The organism is Mycobacterium sp. 20KCMC460, from assembly GCF_022179425.1.
In the GTDB taxonomy this organism is placed as follows: domain Bacteria; phylum Actinomycetota; class Actinomycetes; order Mycobacteriales; family Mycobacteriaceae; genus Mycobacterium; species Mycobacterium kiyosense.
The window spans coordinates 3034395-3050597 of the sequence record NZ_AP025524.1 but is presented as its reverse complement, the minus strand read 5'-3'; the positions used below and the strand labels follow the sequence as shown (position 1 = coordinate 3050597).

10 protein-coding genes are annotated in these 16203 nt (G+C 67.6%); all 10 read right to left on the bottom strand.

All coding sequences use genetic code 11. From position 1 onward, the window contains the following. Positions 1-2: 2 nt before the first annotated feature. The gene (locus MKCMC460_RS14195) at positions 3-6299 is read right to left on the bottom strand and encodes a type I polyketide synthase (protein WP_238305906.1); all 6297 of its coding nucleotides are present in this window, start codon (positions 6297-6299) and stop codon (positions 3-5) included. A gap of 30 nt (positions 6300-6329) precedes the next feature. Beyond that, complete coding sequence (locus MKCMC460_RS14190) at positions 6330-7391, bottom strand: type III polyketide synthase (RefSeq protein WP_236975116.1); 1062 nt, start codon at positions 7389-7391, stop codon at positions 6330-6332. A 122-nt stretch (positions 7392-7513) separates the two neighbouring features. Then, a complete protein-coding gene (argH, locus tag MKCMC460_RS14185; RefSeq protein ID WP_238305905.1) occupies positions 7514-8926 on the bottom strand; it encodes an argininosuccinate lyase in 1413 nt (470 codons plus the stop codon). A 25-nt stretch (positions 8927-8951) separates the two neighbouring features. Then, the gene (locus MKCMC460_RS14180; protein WP_238305904.1) at positions 8952-10148 is read right to left on the bottom strand and encodes an argininosuccinate synthase; all 1197 of its coding nucleotides are present in this window, start codon (positions 10146-10148) and stop codon (positions 8952-8954) included. A 39-nt stretch (positions 10149-10187) separates the two neighbouring features. Continuing rightward, positions 10188-10700, bottom strand: coding sequence for an arginine repressor (locus tag MKCMC460_RS14175; protein WP_236975120.1), 513 nt, complete (start codon positions 10698-10700; stop codon positions 10188-10190). Then, positions 10697-11623 (bottom strand): ornithine carbamoyltransferase, encoded by a 927-nt coding sequence (gene argF, locus MKCMC460_RS14170; RefSeq protein ID WP_238305903.1) that lies wholly within the window; start codon positions 11621-11623, stop codon positions 10697-10699. The genes MKCMC460_RS14175 and argF overlap by 4 nt, the downstream gene beginning before the upstream one ends. Continuing rightward, positions 11620-12816, bottom strand: a complete 1197-nt coding sequence (locus tag MKCMC460_RS14165) for an acetylornithine transaminase (RefSeq protein WP_238305902.1) — start codon at positions 12814-12816, stop codon at positions 11620-11622. Before MKCMC460_RS14165 ends, argF begins: the two co-directional genes overlap by 4 nt. Continuing rightward, positions 12813-13700 (bottom strand): acetylglutamate kinase, encoded by an 888-nt coding sequence (gene argB / locus MKCMC460_RS14160; protein WP_236975122.1) that lies wholly within the window; start codon positions 13698-13700, stop codon positions 12813-12815. Before argB ends, MKCMC460_RS14165 begins: the two co-directional genes overlap by 4 nt. Continuing rightward, complete coding sequence (gene argJ, locus MKCMC460_RS14155) at positions 13697-14911, bottom strand: bifunctional glutamate N-acetyltransferase/amino-acid acetyltransferase ArgJ (protein WP_236975131.1); 1215 nt, start codon at positions 14909-14911, stop codon at positions 13697-13699. Before argJ ends, argB begins: the two co-directional genes overlap by 4 nt. After that, complete coding sequence (gene argC, locus MKCMC460_RS14150) at positions 14908-15951, bottom strand: N-acetyl-gamma-glutamyl-phosphate reductase (RefSeq protein ID WP_236975133.1); 1044 nt, start codon at positions 15949-15951, stop codon at positions 14908-14910. The genes argJ and argC overlap by 4 nt, the downstream gene beginning before the upstream one ends. Positions 15952-16203 lie beyond the last annotated feature (252 nt).

The window sequence follows — 16203 nt, the reverse complement described above, 5'->3', positions numbered from 1 at the left end:
GTCTAGGAGCCCAGTTCTTCGTCGAGGATGGCGAACAGCTGGCTTTCGCTGGCCGCGGCGAGGTCGTCGTCGATGAGCAGGTCGCTCGCGCCGGCCAGCTCAGCCTGGATGGTGTGCAGTCGGTTCGACAGCTGTGCCCGCTGCTCCGGGGTCCAGTCCGCTCGATTGATCAGAGCCTCCAATTCAGCGGCGATGTCATTGAACCGGGCCACCGGATCGCCGTGCTCGGTAGGGGCAGCCAGCCGGATGTCAAGGTGTTCGGCCAGGACGGTGGGACTGGGATAGTCGAAGATCAGGGTGGGTGAAAGGGTCAGGCCGGTCGCAGTTTTGAGCCGGTTGCGCAGTTCCACCGCGGTCAGCGAATCGAAACCGAGGTCCTGGAAGGCACGCTGGGCGCTGATGTCGGTGCTGCTGGACCGGCCCAGCACAGTGGCGGCGTTGCGGCACACCATATCCACCAGTTCGCGGTGTCGCTGCTCGGCGTCGAGACCCCGCAGTCGCGCCGCGAGACCGGTACTGGCATAGCCGGATTCCGCGTCGGCGGTGACACGGCGCACCGGGCGGCGGACCAGGTCGTGCAGCAGCGGCGGGGCGTCTTCAGTGAGCGCGGACGCGTCGAGGCGGGTAGCCACCACGACGCCGGGATCGGTGGCCAGCGCCGTGTCGAACAACGCCAGCGCCTGCTCGGTTCCCAGCGTGGCCAATCCGGCCCGCCCCATCCGCGCCTTGTCGCGGTCACCGAGGTGGCGGGTCATTGCGCTCGCCTCTTCCCACAGTCCCCACGCGAGAGACAGCCCGGGCCGGCCCTGGGAACGACGGTGGGTCACCAGGGCGTCCAAGAAGCTGTTGGCCGCCGCGTAATTCCCCTGCCCGGGCGTGCCGAGGATGCCGGCCAGGGACGAAAACACCACGAACGCCGACAGGCCGAGATCCCGGGTCAGCTCATGCAGATTCCATGCGCCGTGAACCTTGGCCCGCAGCACCGCGTCGATCCGGTCCGGCGTCAATGATCCGATCAGTCCGTCGTCCAGCACGCCGGCAGCGTGGATCACCGCCTTGAGCGGAAACCTCTCGGGAACCGTGGCGAGCAACTCCGCGACGGAGTCGGGATCGGCCACGTCAGCGGCCACCACCGAAACCCGAGCGCCGACGTTGTGCAACTCCTCCACCAACTTCGAAAAACCTGGTGCGCGAGCGCCCGAACGGCTCACCAGCAGCAGATGAGGAACTCGGTGCCGGGTGACGAGGTGGCGGGCCAGCGCGGCGCCGGCCATCCCGGTACCACCGGTGATCAAAACGGTGCCGTCGGCGAGGCCGGTGGCGGCCGGTAACGTCAGGACCACTTTGCCGATGTGCCGGGCCTGGCTGACATAGCGATATGCTTGCCGCACCGCGCGCAGGTCAAATGTCTTGACCGGCAACGGCGTCACGGTTCCGACCTGCACCAGCGCCATCAATTCGGCCAGCATATGCGCGGTCTGGTCAGGGCCGGCCTCGATGAGGTCGAACGCCCGGTATCGGATGCCGCGCTCCGCCAGGGGCTCCGGGTCACGCAGGTCGGTCTTGCCCATCTCGATAAATCGTCCGCCGTGCACCAGCAGGCGCAGCGATGCGTCGATGAACTCGCCGGCCAGCGAGTTCAGGATCAGATCCACCCCGGCGCCGGCCGCACCGGCGCGGAAGGTGGTCTCGAAATCCAGGCTGCGGGAGTCGCCGATGTGATCGTCATCGAAACCCATCGCGCGCAACGTGTCCCATTTACCGCGGCTGGCGGTGGCGAACACCTCGCAACCCCAATGGCGTGCCAACTGCACCGCGGCCATGCCGACCCCGCCGGTCGCCGCGTGCACCAACACCCGCTCGCCCGCTTTCACCTGGCCAAGCACCGACAACCCGTACCACGCGGTCAGGAACGCCACCGGGAATCCGGCGGCCTGCGCAGCCGACCAACCCGCCGGGACGCGGGTCACCAACCGGCGGTCGACGACCGCCTCGGGGCCCGCCACACCCAACAACCCCAGTACCGTGTCGCCTGCGGCAAGATCCGAGACACCCGGTCCCACTTCGACGACGACGCCGGCTCCCTCGACACCCAACTCGCCACCACCGGGGTACATGCCCAGCGCCACCAGCACATCCCGGAAGTTCACCCCCACCGCGGCCACCGCGACTCGCAGCTGCCCGGTAGCCAGCTCGGCACGGGCGCAGCTACCCACCTGCACGTCCTCGAGCGTGCCGCCACCGCCCACGACCAAGCGCCAGCCCGAATCCGCTTCGGGCAGAGCCAGTTCCGACTCCGCCGGTTTGAGCCGCGGCTGGTATGCCGCACCCCGGCGGATCACCAATTGCGGCTCACCACAGGCGATTACGCTCCTGATGTCGAGGGACCCGTCGGAATCCAACAGGACTACCCGATCCGGATGCTCGGCCTGTGCCGAACGCACCAGGCCCCATACGGCCGCGCCGGGCAGATCGGTGACATCCTCGCCACCCAGTGCCACCGCACCGCGGGTCACGACCGCCAGGACACCGTCCTGCGCACCGCCCAGCCACGACTGCAGCACCGCCAGCGCCGCGTGCGTGGCCGAGCTGACCGCCCGGCACGTGTCACCGTCATCGGAAGGCAACTGCCACAACGTCACCGGCGTGTCGCTGCCGGCCACCGGACCGACGGGTGACCACCCGACCTCGAACAGGCCGGCGTCGCCAACCAGGCCGCTGCCGGCCGCCGCCGATATCGAGTCGGCTGCCGGGCGAAAGTCGAGTTCCCGCACCGTCATGACCGGCAGGCCGGTGGCGTCGGCCAGTTCCATCGACAGCGCACCGCCGCCGGCGCGGCTCAGCCGGACCCGCAGCCGGGTGGCGCCCGCAGCGTGCAGCGCCACGCGTTGCCAGGCGAAGGGCAACACCGTCCCATCGTGTGTTCCGGCGACTCCCCACGCGTGCAGCGCGGCGTCCAGGAGCGCCGGATGAATTCCGAATCCGGTTGCAGTCAAACCGGTTTCCTCCGCGAGCACAACCTCGGCGTAGAGGTCGTCGCCGGACTGCCACATCGCGCGTAAACCGCGGAACGCCGGGCCGTACTCGTATCCCCCGGCGGCCAGCCGATCGTACGCACCGCTCAACTCGACCGCCTGCGCGTCCGGCGGCGGCCAGGAAGACAGGTCTGCCTGCGGTTCCAGTCCGCCGGCCGCCAGCACGCCCTCGGCGTGCAGTTGCGGTTGCTCACCGAGGGAATACACGGCGAAGTCGTGGCGGCCCGATTTGTCCGCGGCGCTGACCACGACCTGTACCCGGGTCTCGCCGAGCAGCCTCAGCGGCGTCGACACGGTCAGTTCCTCGACCACCGGGCAGCCGACCTGGTCGCCGGCCCTGATCGCCAACTCTACGAATCCCGCACCCGGGAACAGCACCGTGCCGTTGACCGCATGATCGGCCAGCCACGGCTGCGCGGTCAGCGAGAGGCTGCCCGTCAACACCACACCGCCGGTGTCGGGCCGCTCGACGACCGCGCCGAGTAGTCCGTGCTCAGCGCTGACGATTCCGTCCCGGCGGGCGTCCCGGCCTGCCGATTCGGTAAGCCAGAATCGGCGCCGCGCGAACCCGTACGTCGGCAGCGCCACCTTGCGGGCGCCCTCGAAAACCGGCGACCAGTCGACGGCCACACCCGCCACGTGTGCCTGCGCCACCGAGAGCCAAAACCGTTGCAGCCCATCATCTGCACGACCCAGGGTGGGGATCACCACAGGCTGCGCGGACGGATGGTGCGCGACCACGGTTTCCTCCACCGCAGCGGCCAGCACCGGGTGCGGACTGGATTCGACGAACACCTGGTAACCCGCCTCGGCGGCGGCGCCCACGGCCGCCTCGAACAACACGGTCTGGCGGAGGCTTCGGTACCAATAATCGGCGTCAAGGCCCGCGGTGTCGACGAGTCCGCCGGTCACGGTGGAGAAGAACGCGATTGCCGACGATCGGGGCACGATCGAGGCGAGTGCCTCGGTGAGATCCGAACGGATGGCCTCGACCTGCCGGGAATGCGAGGCGTAGTCGACGTCGATCCGGCGGGCGCGGACACCGTCGGCGTCGCAGTACCGCAGCAATTCGTCGACGGCGGCGACGTCGCCGGACACGGCGACCGCCGAAACACCGTTGACGGCAGCGATACTCAACCGATCGCCCCACCGAGCCACCAACTGCTCGGCTGCTCGCGGTCCGACGGCGAGCGAAGCCATTCCGCCCTGCCCCGACAACCGCGCCAAGAGTCGGCTGCGCAGCGCCACCACTTTGGCCGCGTCGGACAGCGACAGGGCTCCCGCTACATAGGCCGCGGCGATCTCGCCCTGCGAATGCCCGATCACCGCATCGGGTTTGACGCCCAGCGAGCGCCACATCTCGGCCAGTGACACCATGACCGCCCACAGCACCGGCTGCACCACGTCCACCCGATCCAAGCCGGGTGCTCCGGGCTGGCCCCGCACCACGTCGATCAGCGACCACTCGACATGGGCCCGCAACGCCTCTTCGCATCGGCGCATCTGTTCGGCGAACACCGGTGCGCTGTCCAGCAGCGAAGCACCCATCCCGGGCCACTGCGAACCCTGTCCGGGGAACACGAACGCCGTCCTGCCGAGCGGGTGCGCCTGGCCCACTACCGCACCGGAACCCGGTTCACCGCAGGCCAGTCCAGCCAGCTCGGACAGCAATCGCCGCCGGTCGGCACCGACCACCACCGCGCGGTGCCCGAACAGGGACCGCGTGCTGGCCAGCGACCAGCCCACGTTCGGTCCGCTCAAGCCGTCGTCGGCGGCCACCCAATCCAGCAGCCGCTGTGCCTGATTGGTCAGCGCCACGCAGGATCGGGCCGACAACGGCCAAATCGTGGGTTTGTCAACACGTTTCGGGGCGTCCACCTCGACCGTTGGGGACTCTTCGAGGATCACGTGCGCATTGGTGCCGCTGATCCCGAACGACGACACCGCCGCCCGGCGCGGCCGCCCCGGCTCGGCCCACACTAGGGACCGCGTCAGCAACGACACCGCGCCCGCCGACCAATCCACGTGCGGCGTCGGCACATCCACGTGCAACGTCTTGGGCAGCACGCCGTGCCGCATCGCCAGCGCCATCTTCATGACCCCGGCCACGCCTGCCGCGGCCGAGGTATGACCCATGTTCGATTTGATCGAGCCCAGCCAGAGCGGCTCGGTGCGCCCCTGACCGTAGGTTGCCAAGATCGCCTGCGCCTCAATCGGATCCCCGAGCGTCGTCCCGGTCCCGTGGCCTTCGACCACATCCACGTCTGTCACGCTCAGTCGCGCATTGGCCAGTGCCGCGCGGATAACCCGTTGCTGGGCAGGGCCGTTCGGAGTGGCAAGACCGTTGGACGCACCGTCCTGGTTGACCGCCGAACCCCGCACCACCGCCAACACCGGATGCCCCAACCGCTGCGCGTCGGCCAGCCGTTCCACCACCAGCGCCCCGGCGCCCTCGGCGAATGCGGTCCCGTCGGCGGCGCCGGCGTAGGCCTTGCACCGGCCATCCGCCGAAAGCGCCCGCTGGCGGCTGAACTCGACGAACATGGCCGGGGTAGCCATCACCGTCACCCCACCAACCAAAGCCAGATCGCACTCCCCGGAACGCAGCGACTGCACCGCCAGGTGCAGTGCCACCAGCGACGACGAGCACGCGGTGTCCACCGACACCGCAGGCCCTTCCAGCCCCAGCACATAGGCGACCCGGCCCGAGGCCACACTCAGCGTCGAACCGCGCAACCCGTAACGTTCCAGGTCCCCTGGCACCCGCCCCTGGCCTCCGTAGGAGCCGTGGAACACACCGGCAAAGACGGCGGTCGACGAACCCCGCAGCGACAGGGGGTCAATCCCGGCCCGCTCCAACGCTTCCCAGGAGACCTCCAGCAGCAGGCGCTGCTGCGGATCCATCGCGAGAGCTTCGCTCGGGGCGATTCCGAAGAACTCGGCGTCGAATCCGGCGACGTCGTCGAGAAACCCGCCGTGGCGGGTGTAGGACTTGCCGATCGCATCCGGGTCGGCATCGAAGAGCCCAGCCAGGTCCCAGCCCCGATCGCTGGGAAAATCGGTGACCACGTCACGGCCCTCGGCCACCATCCGCCACAACAGATCCGGTGAGTCCACCCCGCCCGGATAGCGACAACCCATGCCCACCAACGCGATCGGCTCCGTGGCTCGGGCCAGGTAGTCCCGGTTCTCGCGCTTGAGTCGCTCATTCTCTTTGAGCGATCGCCGCAGGGCCGACACGAGTTCGTCGTGCGTGCTGCTCATACCGTGCCAGCCATCGAAGCGGTCAGCCCCTCAGTGCCAACGCAACAGCACCAGCTCGGAGCAGAAACCCGGGCCCATCGCGATCATCAGACCGGGGCTGCCGCTGGGCGGTGGTTTGGCGAGGGTGTCACGCAGCACGTGCAGCACCGACGCCGAGGACAGGTTGCCGATCTCGCCCAACGAGCGCCACGTCAACTCCAATGCCTCCGGCGGCAGATTCAAGGTCTCGGTGATGGCGTTGATGATCTTCGGCCCGCCCGGGTGCGTCACCCAGCCACCGATATCGGTGGTCTTCAGCCCGTGCGCAGCCAGGAACGAGGTGACGTCGTTGCCCAGGTGCTGCTCGACGACGTCAGCCAGGTCCTTGGACAGCACCAGTTCGAAACCGGCCGAGCCGACGTCGTACCCCATGGTGCGCAATGAGTCGGGATACAGGGTGCTGCGGGAATCGAGAATCGACGGGCCAGCCGCCTCGACCTGTTCGGCACGTCTGTCCCCCACCGCAATCACCGCGGCCGCACCGTCAGCAAACAGCGCGCTGCCCACCAGACCCGCTACCGAGGGCTTGTAACCCGGGAAGGTGAGCGAGCAGAGTTCGACCGAGACGAGGGCGGCGATGCCGTCGGGCGCTCCCTTGAGGTAGTCATGCAGCCGTGCCACGCCAGCCGCACCGGCTACGCAGCCCAGCCCGAACAACGGCACCCGGCGCACGTCGGGGCGCAGGCCGACCCGCCCGGCGATCCGGGCGTCCAGCGATGGCACCGCGAGGCCGGTGACCGTGGTGGTGATCAGCACGTCGAGGTCTTCGGGCCCAAGCCCGGCCTCGTCCAGCGCGCCCATCAGGGCCTCCACGCCCAGATCCACGGCCTTTTCCAGGAAGATGGTGTTCGCCTCGCCGAAGTCGCTGAGTTTCGGGTAGCGGTCCAGGGGCAGCACCAGGTGTCGGCTGTTCACCTTCGCGCTGGCATGCAGTTGCCGCACGATGTCCTCGTAACCCTCGAAATCGGGGATGCTGACGAAGGTGTCGGTCAATTCGCGCTGCGAGTAGCGATGCGGCGGCAAGGCTCCGCAGACGCCGGCGATGACGCTCATTGGTCCCACCCCTTTGATACGAACATCAAGGCCACATTGTTCACCAGGTTCGGTCGACCGACTCGCTGAAGCGTCGAAGTTTAATTGTTCCAGTTTGACCGGCAAAGGACGCCGACCGCGCCTCAGCGCCGCAGTTGGCTGCGTAATCGATCGGCTGCCGACCTCAGCGTGGCCAGCTGCCGGGCCACCTGACTCGGCGCCGTTCCGCCCCGGGCATCGCGGGACAACACCGACCCCTCGATGGTCAGCACGTCGCGGACGTCGGGGGTGAGCTGTGGGCTGATCGCGGCGAGCTCGTCGTCGGTCAGCTCCTGCAGCCCGATGCCGCGCTGTTCGGCGGCACGCACCGCGGCACCGGCGGCCTCGTGCGCGGACCGAAACGGAACACCTTGCCGCACAAGCCATTCGGCGATATCGGTGGCTAATGTGTAGCCGGCCGGCGCCAGCGCCGCCATCCGCTCCACATGGAAGGTCAGGCTGCCCACCAGCCCCGCCATCGCCGGCAGCACCAGCTCCAGCTGCGCCACCGAGTCGAACACCGGCTCCTTGTCTTCCTGCAGGTCACGGTTGTAGGCCAGGGGCTGGGCCTTCAGCGTGGCGAGCAGGCCGGCCAGGTTTCCGATCAGGCGGCCGGACTTGCCGCGGGCCAGTTCGGCGATATCAGGGTTCTTCTTCTGCGGCATGATCGAGCTGCCGGTCGACCACGAGTCGTGCAAGGTGACGTAGCCGAACTCCGTCGAACTCCAGATGATGATGTCCTCAGCCAGCCGGGACAGGTCGACGGCGATCATCGCGAACACGAATGCCGCCTCGGCGGCGAAGTCACGGGCCGCGGTCGCGTCCACCGAATTGTCCGCCGCGGCCGAAAAGCCCAGGTTCGCGGCTATCGCGTCGGGGTCCAGGCCCAACGACGAACCCGCCAGGGCACCCGAACCGTACGGGGAGATCGCCGCACGCTTATCGAAGTCGACGATCCGGTCCACGTCCCGCAACAACGGCTGGGCATGGGCGAGCAGGTGATGTGCCAGCAGGATCGGCTGCGCGGACTGCAGATGCGTCTTACCGGGCATGATCGCGTCGGGGTGGGCGGCAGCCTGGTCGGCCAGCGCGCCGATCAGGTCGAATACGCCGTCGGCGACCCGGCGCACCGCGTCGCGCAGCCACATCCGGAACAGGGTCGCGACCTGGTCGTTGCGGGAGCGTCCGGCCCGCAACCGGCCACCCAGCTCCGGCCCGACGCGGTCGATCAGCCCGCGTTCCAGCGCGGCATGCACGTCCTCGTCGGTGACCAGCGGACCGAAACTGCCGTCGGCGACGTCCTCGGCCAGGCTGTCCAGCCCGGCCAGCAACCCGTCGCGCTGCTCCTCGGTGAGCAGCCCGGCCGCATACAGGACCACGGTGTGGGCGCGGGACGCGGTGATGTCGTAGGGCGCCAGCACCCAGTCGAAGTGGGTGGACTTGCTCAGCGCGGCGAGCGCGTCGGCGGGACCGCCGGCGAACCGGCCGCCCCACAGCGACCCTTCGTTGGTGCTCATTTCGGTTGGCCGAACCGATGGAGAGTCACCGCAGGTCCCGGCGGGCCGACAACTTCGACGACAACCCGTGCACGTAGACGAAACCCTTGGACATCGACTGGTCGAAGGTGTCGCCCTCGTCGTAGGTCGCCAGGTTGAAGTCGTACAGCGATTCGGGGCTGCGCCGGCCGTTGACCGCGATGTGGCCGCCGTGCAGGACCAGCCGGATCTCGCCGGTGACATGCTCCTGCGTCTTGGCGACGAAGCTCTCCAGGGCGACTTTCAGCGGCGAGTACCAGAGCCCGTCGTACACCAACTCCGCCCAGCGCTGATCGGTCTGGCGCTTGAACCGGCCCAACTCGCGCTCGAGGGTGACATGCTCGAGCTCGGTGTGCGCGGTGATGAGCACCATCGCGCCGGGCGCTTCGTAGATCTCGCGGCTCTTGATACCCACCAGCCGGTCCTCGACGACGTCGAGTCGCCCGACGCCCTGCGCGCCGGCCCGGCGATTGAGCTCGGTGATGGCCTGCAGCACCGACACCCGCTTGCCGTCGATGGCGACCGGCACGCCCTTCTCGAAGCCGACGATCACCTCGTCGGGGGTGTTCCAGTTGACGGTCGGGTCCTCGGTGTAGTCGTAGACGTCCTTGGTGGGGGCGTTCCACAGGTGCTCGAGGAAACCCGTCTCCACCGCGCGACCCCACACGTTCTGGTCGATGGAGAACGGCGAACGCTTGGTGACGTTGATCGGGATGCCGTTCTCCTCGGCGAAGGCGATGGCCTTCTCCCGCGTCCACGCGTAGTCGCGGACCGGCGCCAGCACCTCGAGATCCGGTGCCAGCGAAGCGAATCCGACCTCGAAGCGAACCTGGTCGTTGCCCTTACCGGTGCAGCCGTGCGAGACGATGCTGCCACCGTGCTCGCGGGCGGCGGCCACCAGATGCTTGACGATCAGCGGCCGGCTGATCGCCGACACCAACGGGTAGCGGTCCATGTACAACGCGTTGTTGAGGATGGTGGGCAGACAGTAGCCTTCGGCGAACTCGTCCCGGGCGTCGACGACGACAGCCTCCACGGCGCCGCAGTCCAACGCCCGTTGCCGGACGACCTCCATGTCCTCGCCGCCCTGACCGAGGTCGATCGCCACCGCGACGACCTCGCGGCCGGTCTCCTTGCCGATCCAGCTGATGGCCACCGAGGTGTCCAGACCGCCGGAATACGCCAGGATGACGCGTTCTGACATGAAAAGTTCTCCTTGTGCTCGGGGTAGCTGGTTTGGGGGCTACTTCAGGTCTTCTAAAGCTGTGGCCAGCTCCGCGCCGGTCATGGGCTCGCGAGCGGCCACGAACACCGTGTCATCACCGGCGATGGTGCCGACGACGTACGGTAACGCGGCCCGGTCGATTGCGCTGGCCAGATAGTGTGCCCCGCCGGGCGGGGTGCGCAGCACGGCGAGGTTTGCGCTGGCGTCGGTGGAGACCAGCAATTCGCCCAGCAGCCGGGACAGCCGGCCGGTGCCGCCGGCGACGCCGCGCACCGGGCTGCCGTCCTCGGGCACCACGTAGACGCCGACTCCGCCGTCGGCCCCGCGCAACTTGACCGCGCCGAGTTCCTCGAGATCACGCGACAGCGTCGCTTGGGTGACCTCGATGCCGTCGGCGGCCAGCCGGGCCGCCAACTCGCTCTGGCTGCGCACCGCTGCGGTGGACAGGATCGTGACGATGCGGGCCTGCCGGCCGGCACGGTTGCCGCTGATCTCAGGTGCCGCTTTGGCCCCGCCGTCGGCGCGTGTCATCGCGACCTTTCCAGCAGCCACACCAACAACGCCTTCTGGGCGTGCAGCCGGTTCTCGGCCTCGTCCCACACCGCACTGGCCGGGCCGTCCATCACCTCGTCGGTGATTTCGTCGCCGCGGTGCGCCGGAAGGCAGTGCAGCACAATGACTTCGGGATCGGCCAGCCTGAGCAGCCGCTGATTGACCTGGAACGGCCGGAACGGTTCGACGCGATCCAGGCCGTCGCCCTCCTGTCCCATCGACGTCCAGGTGTCGGTGACCAACACGTCGGCCCCGGCAGCGGACGCGTCGGGGTCGGTGGTCAGGGCGACCGAAGCGCCGGTCTGCTGGGCACGCCGCTCGGCCGCTGCCACCACACCCGGATCCGGTGTAAAGCCCTCTGGCGCAGCAACAGTGACGTGCATTCCCGCGGTCACCCCACCCAGCATCAGGGAGTGGGCCATGTTGTTGGCGCCGTCGCCGAGATAGGTCATCTTCAGGCCCTTGAGCGTGCCTTTGCGTTCAGCGATCGTCTGCAGATCGGCCAGCACCTGGCAGGGATGAAATTCATCGGAGAGGGCGTTGACCACGGGCACCGAACCGGCCGAGGCCATCGCGGTCAAACGGTCCTGTCCGAAGGTGCGCCACACGATGGCATCGACGAAGCGGGACAGCACCCTGGCGGTGTCCTCCAGGGTCTCGTCACGGCCGAGCTGGGTGCTGCGCCCGTCGACGACGACCGCGTGGCCGCCGAGTTGGGCGATGCCCATCTCGAAGGAAAACCGGGTGCGGGTGGAGTTCTTGTCGAAGATGACCGCGACCCCTCTCGGGCCCTCCAGCGGCCGACGGCTGAAGGGATTCTTCTTGAGTGCGGCAGCCAGTTCGAGGACCTCGGCTTGCTCGGCCGGGGTGAGGTCGTCGTCGCGCAGGAAGTGTCTGATCATGTGGCCGCCGCCGCATCGAGGATTCCCGGTAGCGCCGCGACGAAGCCGTCGAGTTGCGACTCGGCGACGATCAGCGGTGGAGCCAGCCGAATGACGTTGGGCGCGGCCGCATTAACCAGGTAGCCGGCGTCCCGGGCGGCCACCTCGGCGTCCTTAGCGCGCGGGGCGGTCAGCACGATGCCCTGCAGCAGTCCCCTGCCCCGCACGTAGTCGATCAGCGGATGACCCAGCGCTTCGATGCCGTGTTTGAGGGATTTGCCCTTGACGTCGGCGCCGCGCACCAGGTCGTCGTCAGACAACACCTTCAGTACCGCCAACGCCGCCGCCGTGCACACCGGGTTGCCGCCGAAGGTACTGCCGTGCAGGCCGGGGGTGAACAGGTCCGCGGCCGGGCCGATCGCGATGGCCGCCCCGATCGGCAACCCGCCACCGAGACCCTTGGCCAGCGTCACCACGTCGGGGGTGATTCCGTCGTGCTGGTGCGCGTAAAACGTCCCGGTGCGCCCCATCCCGGTCTGCACCTCGTCCAGAACCAGCAAAGCACCGTGCCGGGAGGTGATTTCGCGGGCCGCGGCGAGGTAGCCCTCGGGCGGAACGACGACCCCGCTCTCGCCCATGATCGGCTCCAGAAACACCGCGGCTGTTTCGTCGTCGACTGCCTTGTCGAGCGCGTAGGCGTCGCCGTACCGAACGTGGGTTACGTAGCCGGGCAGCGGTTCGAACGGCGCCTGTTTGGACGGCTGTCCGGTCAGCGCCAGTGAACCCATCGTGCGGCCGTGGAATGCTTCTTGTGCTGCAACGATTTTTGTCCGGCCGGTGAGCCGGGTCAGCTTGAAAGCCACCTCGTTCGCTTCGGTTCCGGAGTTGCAGAAAAAGACGCGCGCTTGAGTATCGACACCGAGCAGCGCCACGAGTTGCTCGGCCAAGGCGATGCCGGGCTCAGTGGCGTACAGGTTGGAAGTGTGGCCCAGCGTCGACATCTGCTGGGTGACGGCCTCGATCACCGCCGGGTGCCGGTGACCGAGCACATTGACCGCGATGCCACCGAGCAGGTCGACGTAGGTGTTGCCGTCTGCGTCGGTCACGACGGCTCCGACGCCGCTGACCAAGGCCAGCGGCGGCGTGCCGTAGTTGTTCATCATCACCGACTGCCAACGCTGCTGCAGTTCTTGAGTTTTGGTGGGGTGAGTCATACCGGCACCACTTTGGTTCCGGTCCCGGCATTGGTGAACAGCTCCACCAGCACGCAATGTTCGACCCGCCCGTCGATGACGTGCGCGCTGGGCACGCCGGCGGTGACGGCCCGCAGGCACGCCTCGACTTTGGGAATCATTCCCGTCTCCAGTCTGGGCAGCAGTTGCGCCAAAGTGGCCGTATCGATTTCGCTGACCAGCGAGGTGCGGTCGGGCCAACTGGTGTAGAGGCCTTCGACATCGGTGAGCATCAACAGCTTCTCGGCGCCCAAGGCTTCCGCCAGCGCCGCTGCTGCGGTATCGGCGTTGATGTTGTGCACTACGCCGTCGACGTCGGGCGCCAGCGTCGATACCACCGGAATACGGCGCGCTGCAATGAGATCCAAGACCGCAGCGGTGTTCACCAACTCGACATCGCCGACCAGACCGATGTCGGTGTCGACGCCGTCGACGGTGACGCTGCGCCGTACGGCGGTGAAAAGTTGCGCATCTTCGCCGGTGATGCCGACGGCGTACGGTCCGTGCGCGTTGATGAGGTTGACCAGCTCGCGACCCACCTGACCGAACAGCACCATTCGCGCGACGTCGAGCACTTCGGGCGTGGTCACCCGGAATCCGCCCTTGAAGTCGCCCTCGATACCCAGCCGGCGCAACATGGCGGTGATCTGCGGGCCACCCCCGTGCACGACAACCGGATGGATGCCGCAGTTGCGCAGAAACGCCATGTCCGCGGCGAACGCCCGGCGCAGCGACTCGTCGGTCATCGCGTGGCCACCATATTTGACGACGACGATCTTGCCGTGCAACTGCTTGAGCCATGGCAGCGCCTCGGCGAGCACTTGCGCCTTGACCTGGGTGGACAACGCATCCGTATTCGCGGTCATGAGCTGTACGCGGAATTCTCTTCGACGTAACCGTGCGACAGGTCGGTGGTCCGGACGGACGCCGCACCTTGCCCGACGGCCAGATCCACGACGATGTGGATGTCAGTGCCTGACAGATCCACTTCGCGTGCACCAGGGGCCCCGGCTCCGTCGGAGTACACGACGAAATCGTTGAACGAGACGGTGATTCGGTCGACCTCCATCGCGACGGGCGCCATTCCGACAGCCGCGAGCACCCGGCCCCAGTTCGGGTCGGACCCGAAAAGTGCGGTCTTCACCAGGCTGTCGCGAGCGATGACGCGTGCAGCGATCAGCGCATCATCTTCTGTGACAGCGCCTTTCACCGTTATCGTGACACGCTTGGTGACACCTTCGGCGTCCGCCTGCAACTGGGCGCATAGATCGTCACAGACCCGCAGCACGGCGTCGTCGAGATCCGTTTGGCTCGGCGCGATTTCACTGGCCCCCGATGCCAGCAACAAAACGGTGTCGTTGGTGGAGCAACTCCCGTCGACGTCGAGGCGGTCGAAGGTGCGTGCGGCCGCGCGCCGCAGCGCCTGGTCGAGCGCCGACGGTTCAGCGACGGCATCGGTGGTGATCACGCACAACATGGTGGCCAATGATGGCGCCAGCATCCCGGCACCTTTGGCCATACCGCCAACCGTCCAATTGTCTTTATGGTGCAGCGCAACCTGTTTGGGGACCGTATCGGTGGTCATGATGGCGTGCGCGGCCTCGTCGCCGCCGCTGAGACCCCCGTGCATCTCATGCACGAGATCGCTGACCCCGGCCAGCACCTTGTCCATTGGCAGCCGGTCGCCGATCAAGCCGGTGGAGCAAACGGCAACTTCGATTGCCCCAGTCTCGGTTCCCCAGTCCGACAACGCCGCAGCAACCGCCTCCGCGGTGGCATGGGTGTCCTGAAAGCCACCCGGTCCAGTACAGGCGTTTGCGCCGCCAGAATTGAGGATCACCGCACGCAACCGCCCGGTACTCAGCACCTGCTGGGTCCACAGCACCGGCGCGGCCTTGACTTTATTACGGGTGAAGACGCCAGCCGCGGCGTAATCAGGGCCCTCGTTGAAGACCATAGCCAGATCAGGCGCTCCGGACGCCTTGATACCAGCAGCAATACCTGCGGCGCGAAACCCCGCCGGCGCAGTGACCCCCTGAGCACGCACCAACCTTGTCGTGTCGACGATTTCGGTCATGGCGCGACTCCCACCACCGATAGCCCTGCCGTCTCGGACCAGTCGAGTGCGAGGTTCATCGACTGCACCGCTGCACCAGCCGTGCCCTTGACCAGGTTGTCGATCGCGGCGATCGCGACGAACGTTGCGGCGTCCTCGTCCACCGCGACCGCAATATGCGCCACGTTGCTGCCGATGACGGACCCGGTGCGCGGCAACTGCCCGTCCGGCATCAAATAGATGAAGGGCTCCGCGTCATACGCTTTTTCGTAGGCTGCTCGCAGCTGCGAGATCGACGCGCGAGTGCGCGCGGTGCAGGTGGCCAGGATGCCGCGCGATGCCGGGATCAGAACCGGCGTGAAGGACACCGTGACGTCGCGGTCGGTGACGGCCCGCAGACCTTGGGCGATCTCGGGGGTGTGCCGATGCACCCCACCTATGTTGTAGGCGCGGGCCGAGCCGATGATCTCGGAGCCGAGCAAGTCGGTTTTGGCCGCACGTCCGGCGCCGGACGTACCGCTGACCGCGACGACGTTGACCGCGGGCTCGATCAGGTCCTCGGCCACAGCGGGCAGCAGGGCCAGCAGCGCCGCGGTCGGATAGCAGCCAGGAACCGCTATGCGGCGCGCGGTGCGCAGCTTGTCCCGTCCGCCCGGCAACTCCGGCAGGCCGTAGGGCCAGCTTCCGGCGTGGGGCATGCCGTAGAAGCGCTCCCAGGCCGCAGCGTCGGTGAGGCGGAAGTCTGCGCCGCAGTCGATAACGAGCGTTTCCGGCCCGAGCTGTGCGGCAAGTGCCGCGGAATTCCCATGAGGCAAGGCCAGGAAAACCACGTCGTGGCCGGTGAGCACGGCTAGATCGGTGGGTTCGACGACGCGGTGCGCCAGGGGCACCAAGTGCGGGTGGTGCTCGCCCAGTATGGTTCCCGCACTCGCAGCGGCCGTCACCGCACCTATGGTCAGCCGACCCTCCGCGTAAGCCGGATGACCGAGCAACAGGCGGAGGATCTCGCCGCCCGCGTAGCCGCTGGCGCCGGCGACCGCCACACTGATTCCGTCGACCATCCGCAGATGGTTGCATGGTTATGCAGATTAATGCAAATTAATTCTCAGGTTTAGAACCCGGCCAGTCTGGCGATCACCAGACTGCCCAGGTTGGTGACCTGTCAACAGGACACGCCGACATGCGCGCAAAAATGCGCGTATTTGACGGCGCAGGTCGGGGAGCAGTTGCTCTCTGCCGCACTAGTTTTCGGCCTAAAGGTAGGACAGCGCCGGCTGAACAGACCCTAAGATTGCCGTCAAAATTTTCTTAGA

What these genes read in the sequence shown, in the direction of transcription:
- MKCMC460_RS14165 (WP_238305902.1), bottom strand. Translation starts at nt 12,816, where the DNA reads ATGACTCACCCCACCAAAACTCAAGAACTGCAGCAGCGTTGGCAGTCG.
- argJ (WP_236975131.1), bottom strand. Translation starts at nt 14,911, where the DNA reads ATGACCGAAATCGTCGACACGACAAGGTTGGTGCGTGCTCAGGGGGTC.
- MKCMC460_RS14180 (WP_238305904.1), bottom strand. Translation starts at nt 10,148, where the DNA reads ATGTCAGAACGCGTCATCCTGGCGTATTCCGGCGGTCTGGACACCTCG.
- argF (WP_238305903.1), bottom strand. Translation starts at nt 11,623, where the DNA reads ATGATCAGACACTTCCTGCGCGACGACGACCTCACCCCGGCCGAGCAA.
- MKCMC460_RS14195 (WP_238305906.1), bottom strand. Translation starts at nt 6,299, where the DNA reads ATGAGCAGCACGCACGACGAACTCGTGTCGGCCCTGCGGCGATCGCTC.
- argB (WP_236975122.1), bottom strand. Translation starts at nt 13,700, where the DNA reads ATGACCGCGAATACGGATGCGTTGTCCACCCAGGTCAAGGCGCAAGTG.
- argC (WP_236975133.1), bottom strand. Translation starts at nt 15,951, where the DNA reads ATGGTCGACGGAATCAGTGTGGCGGTCGCCGGCGCCAGCGGCTACGCG.
- MKCMC460_RS14190 (WP_236975116.1), bottom strand. Translation starts at nt 7,391, where the DNA reads ATGAGCGTCATCGCCGGCGTCTGCGGAGCCTTGCCGCCGCATCGCTAC.
- argH (WP_238305905.1), bottom strand. Translation starts at nt 8,926, where the DNA reads ATGAGCACCAACGAAGGGTCGCTGTGGGGCGGCCGGTTCGCCGGCGGT.
- MKCMC460_RS14175 (WP_236975120.1), bottom strand. Translation starts at nt 10,700, where the DNA reads ATGACACGCGCCGACGGCGGGGCCAAAGCGGCACCTGAGATCAGCGGC.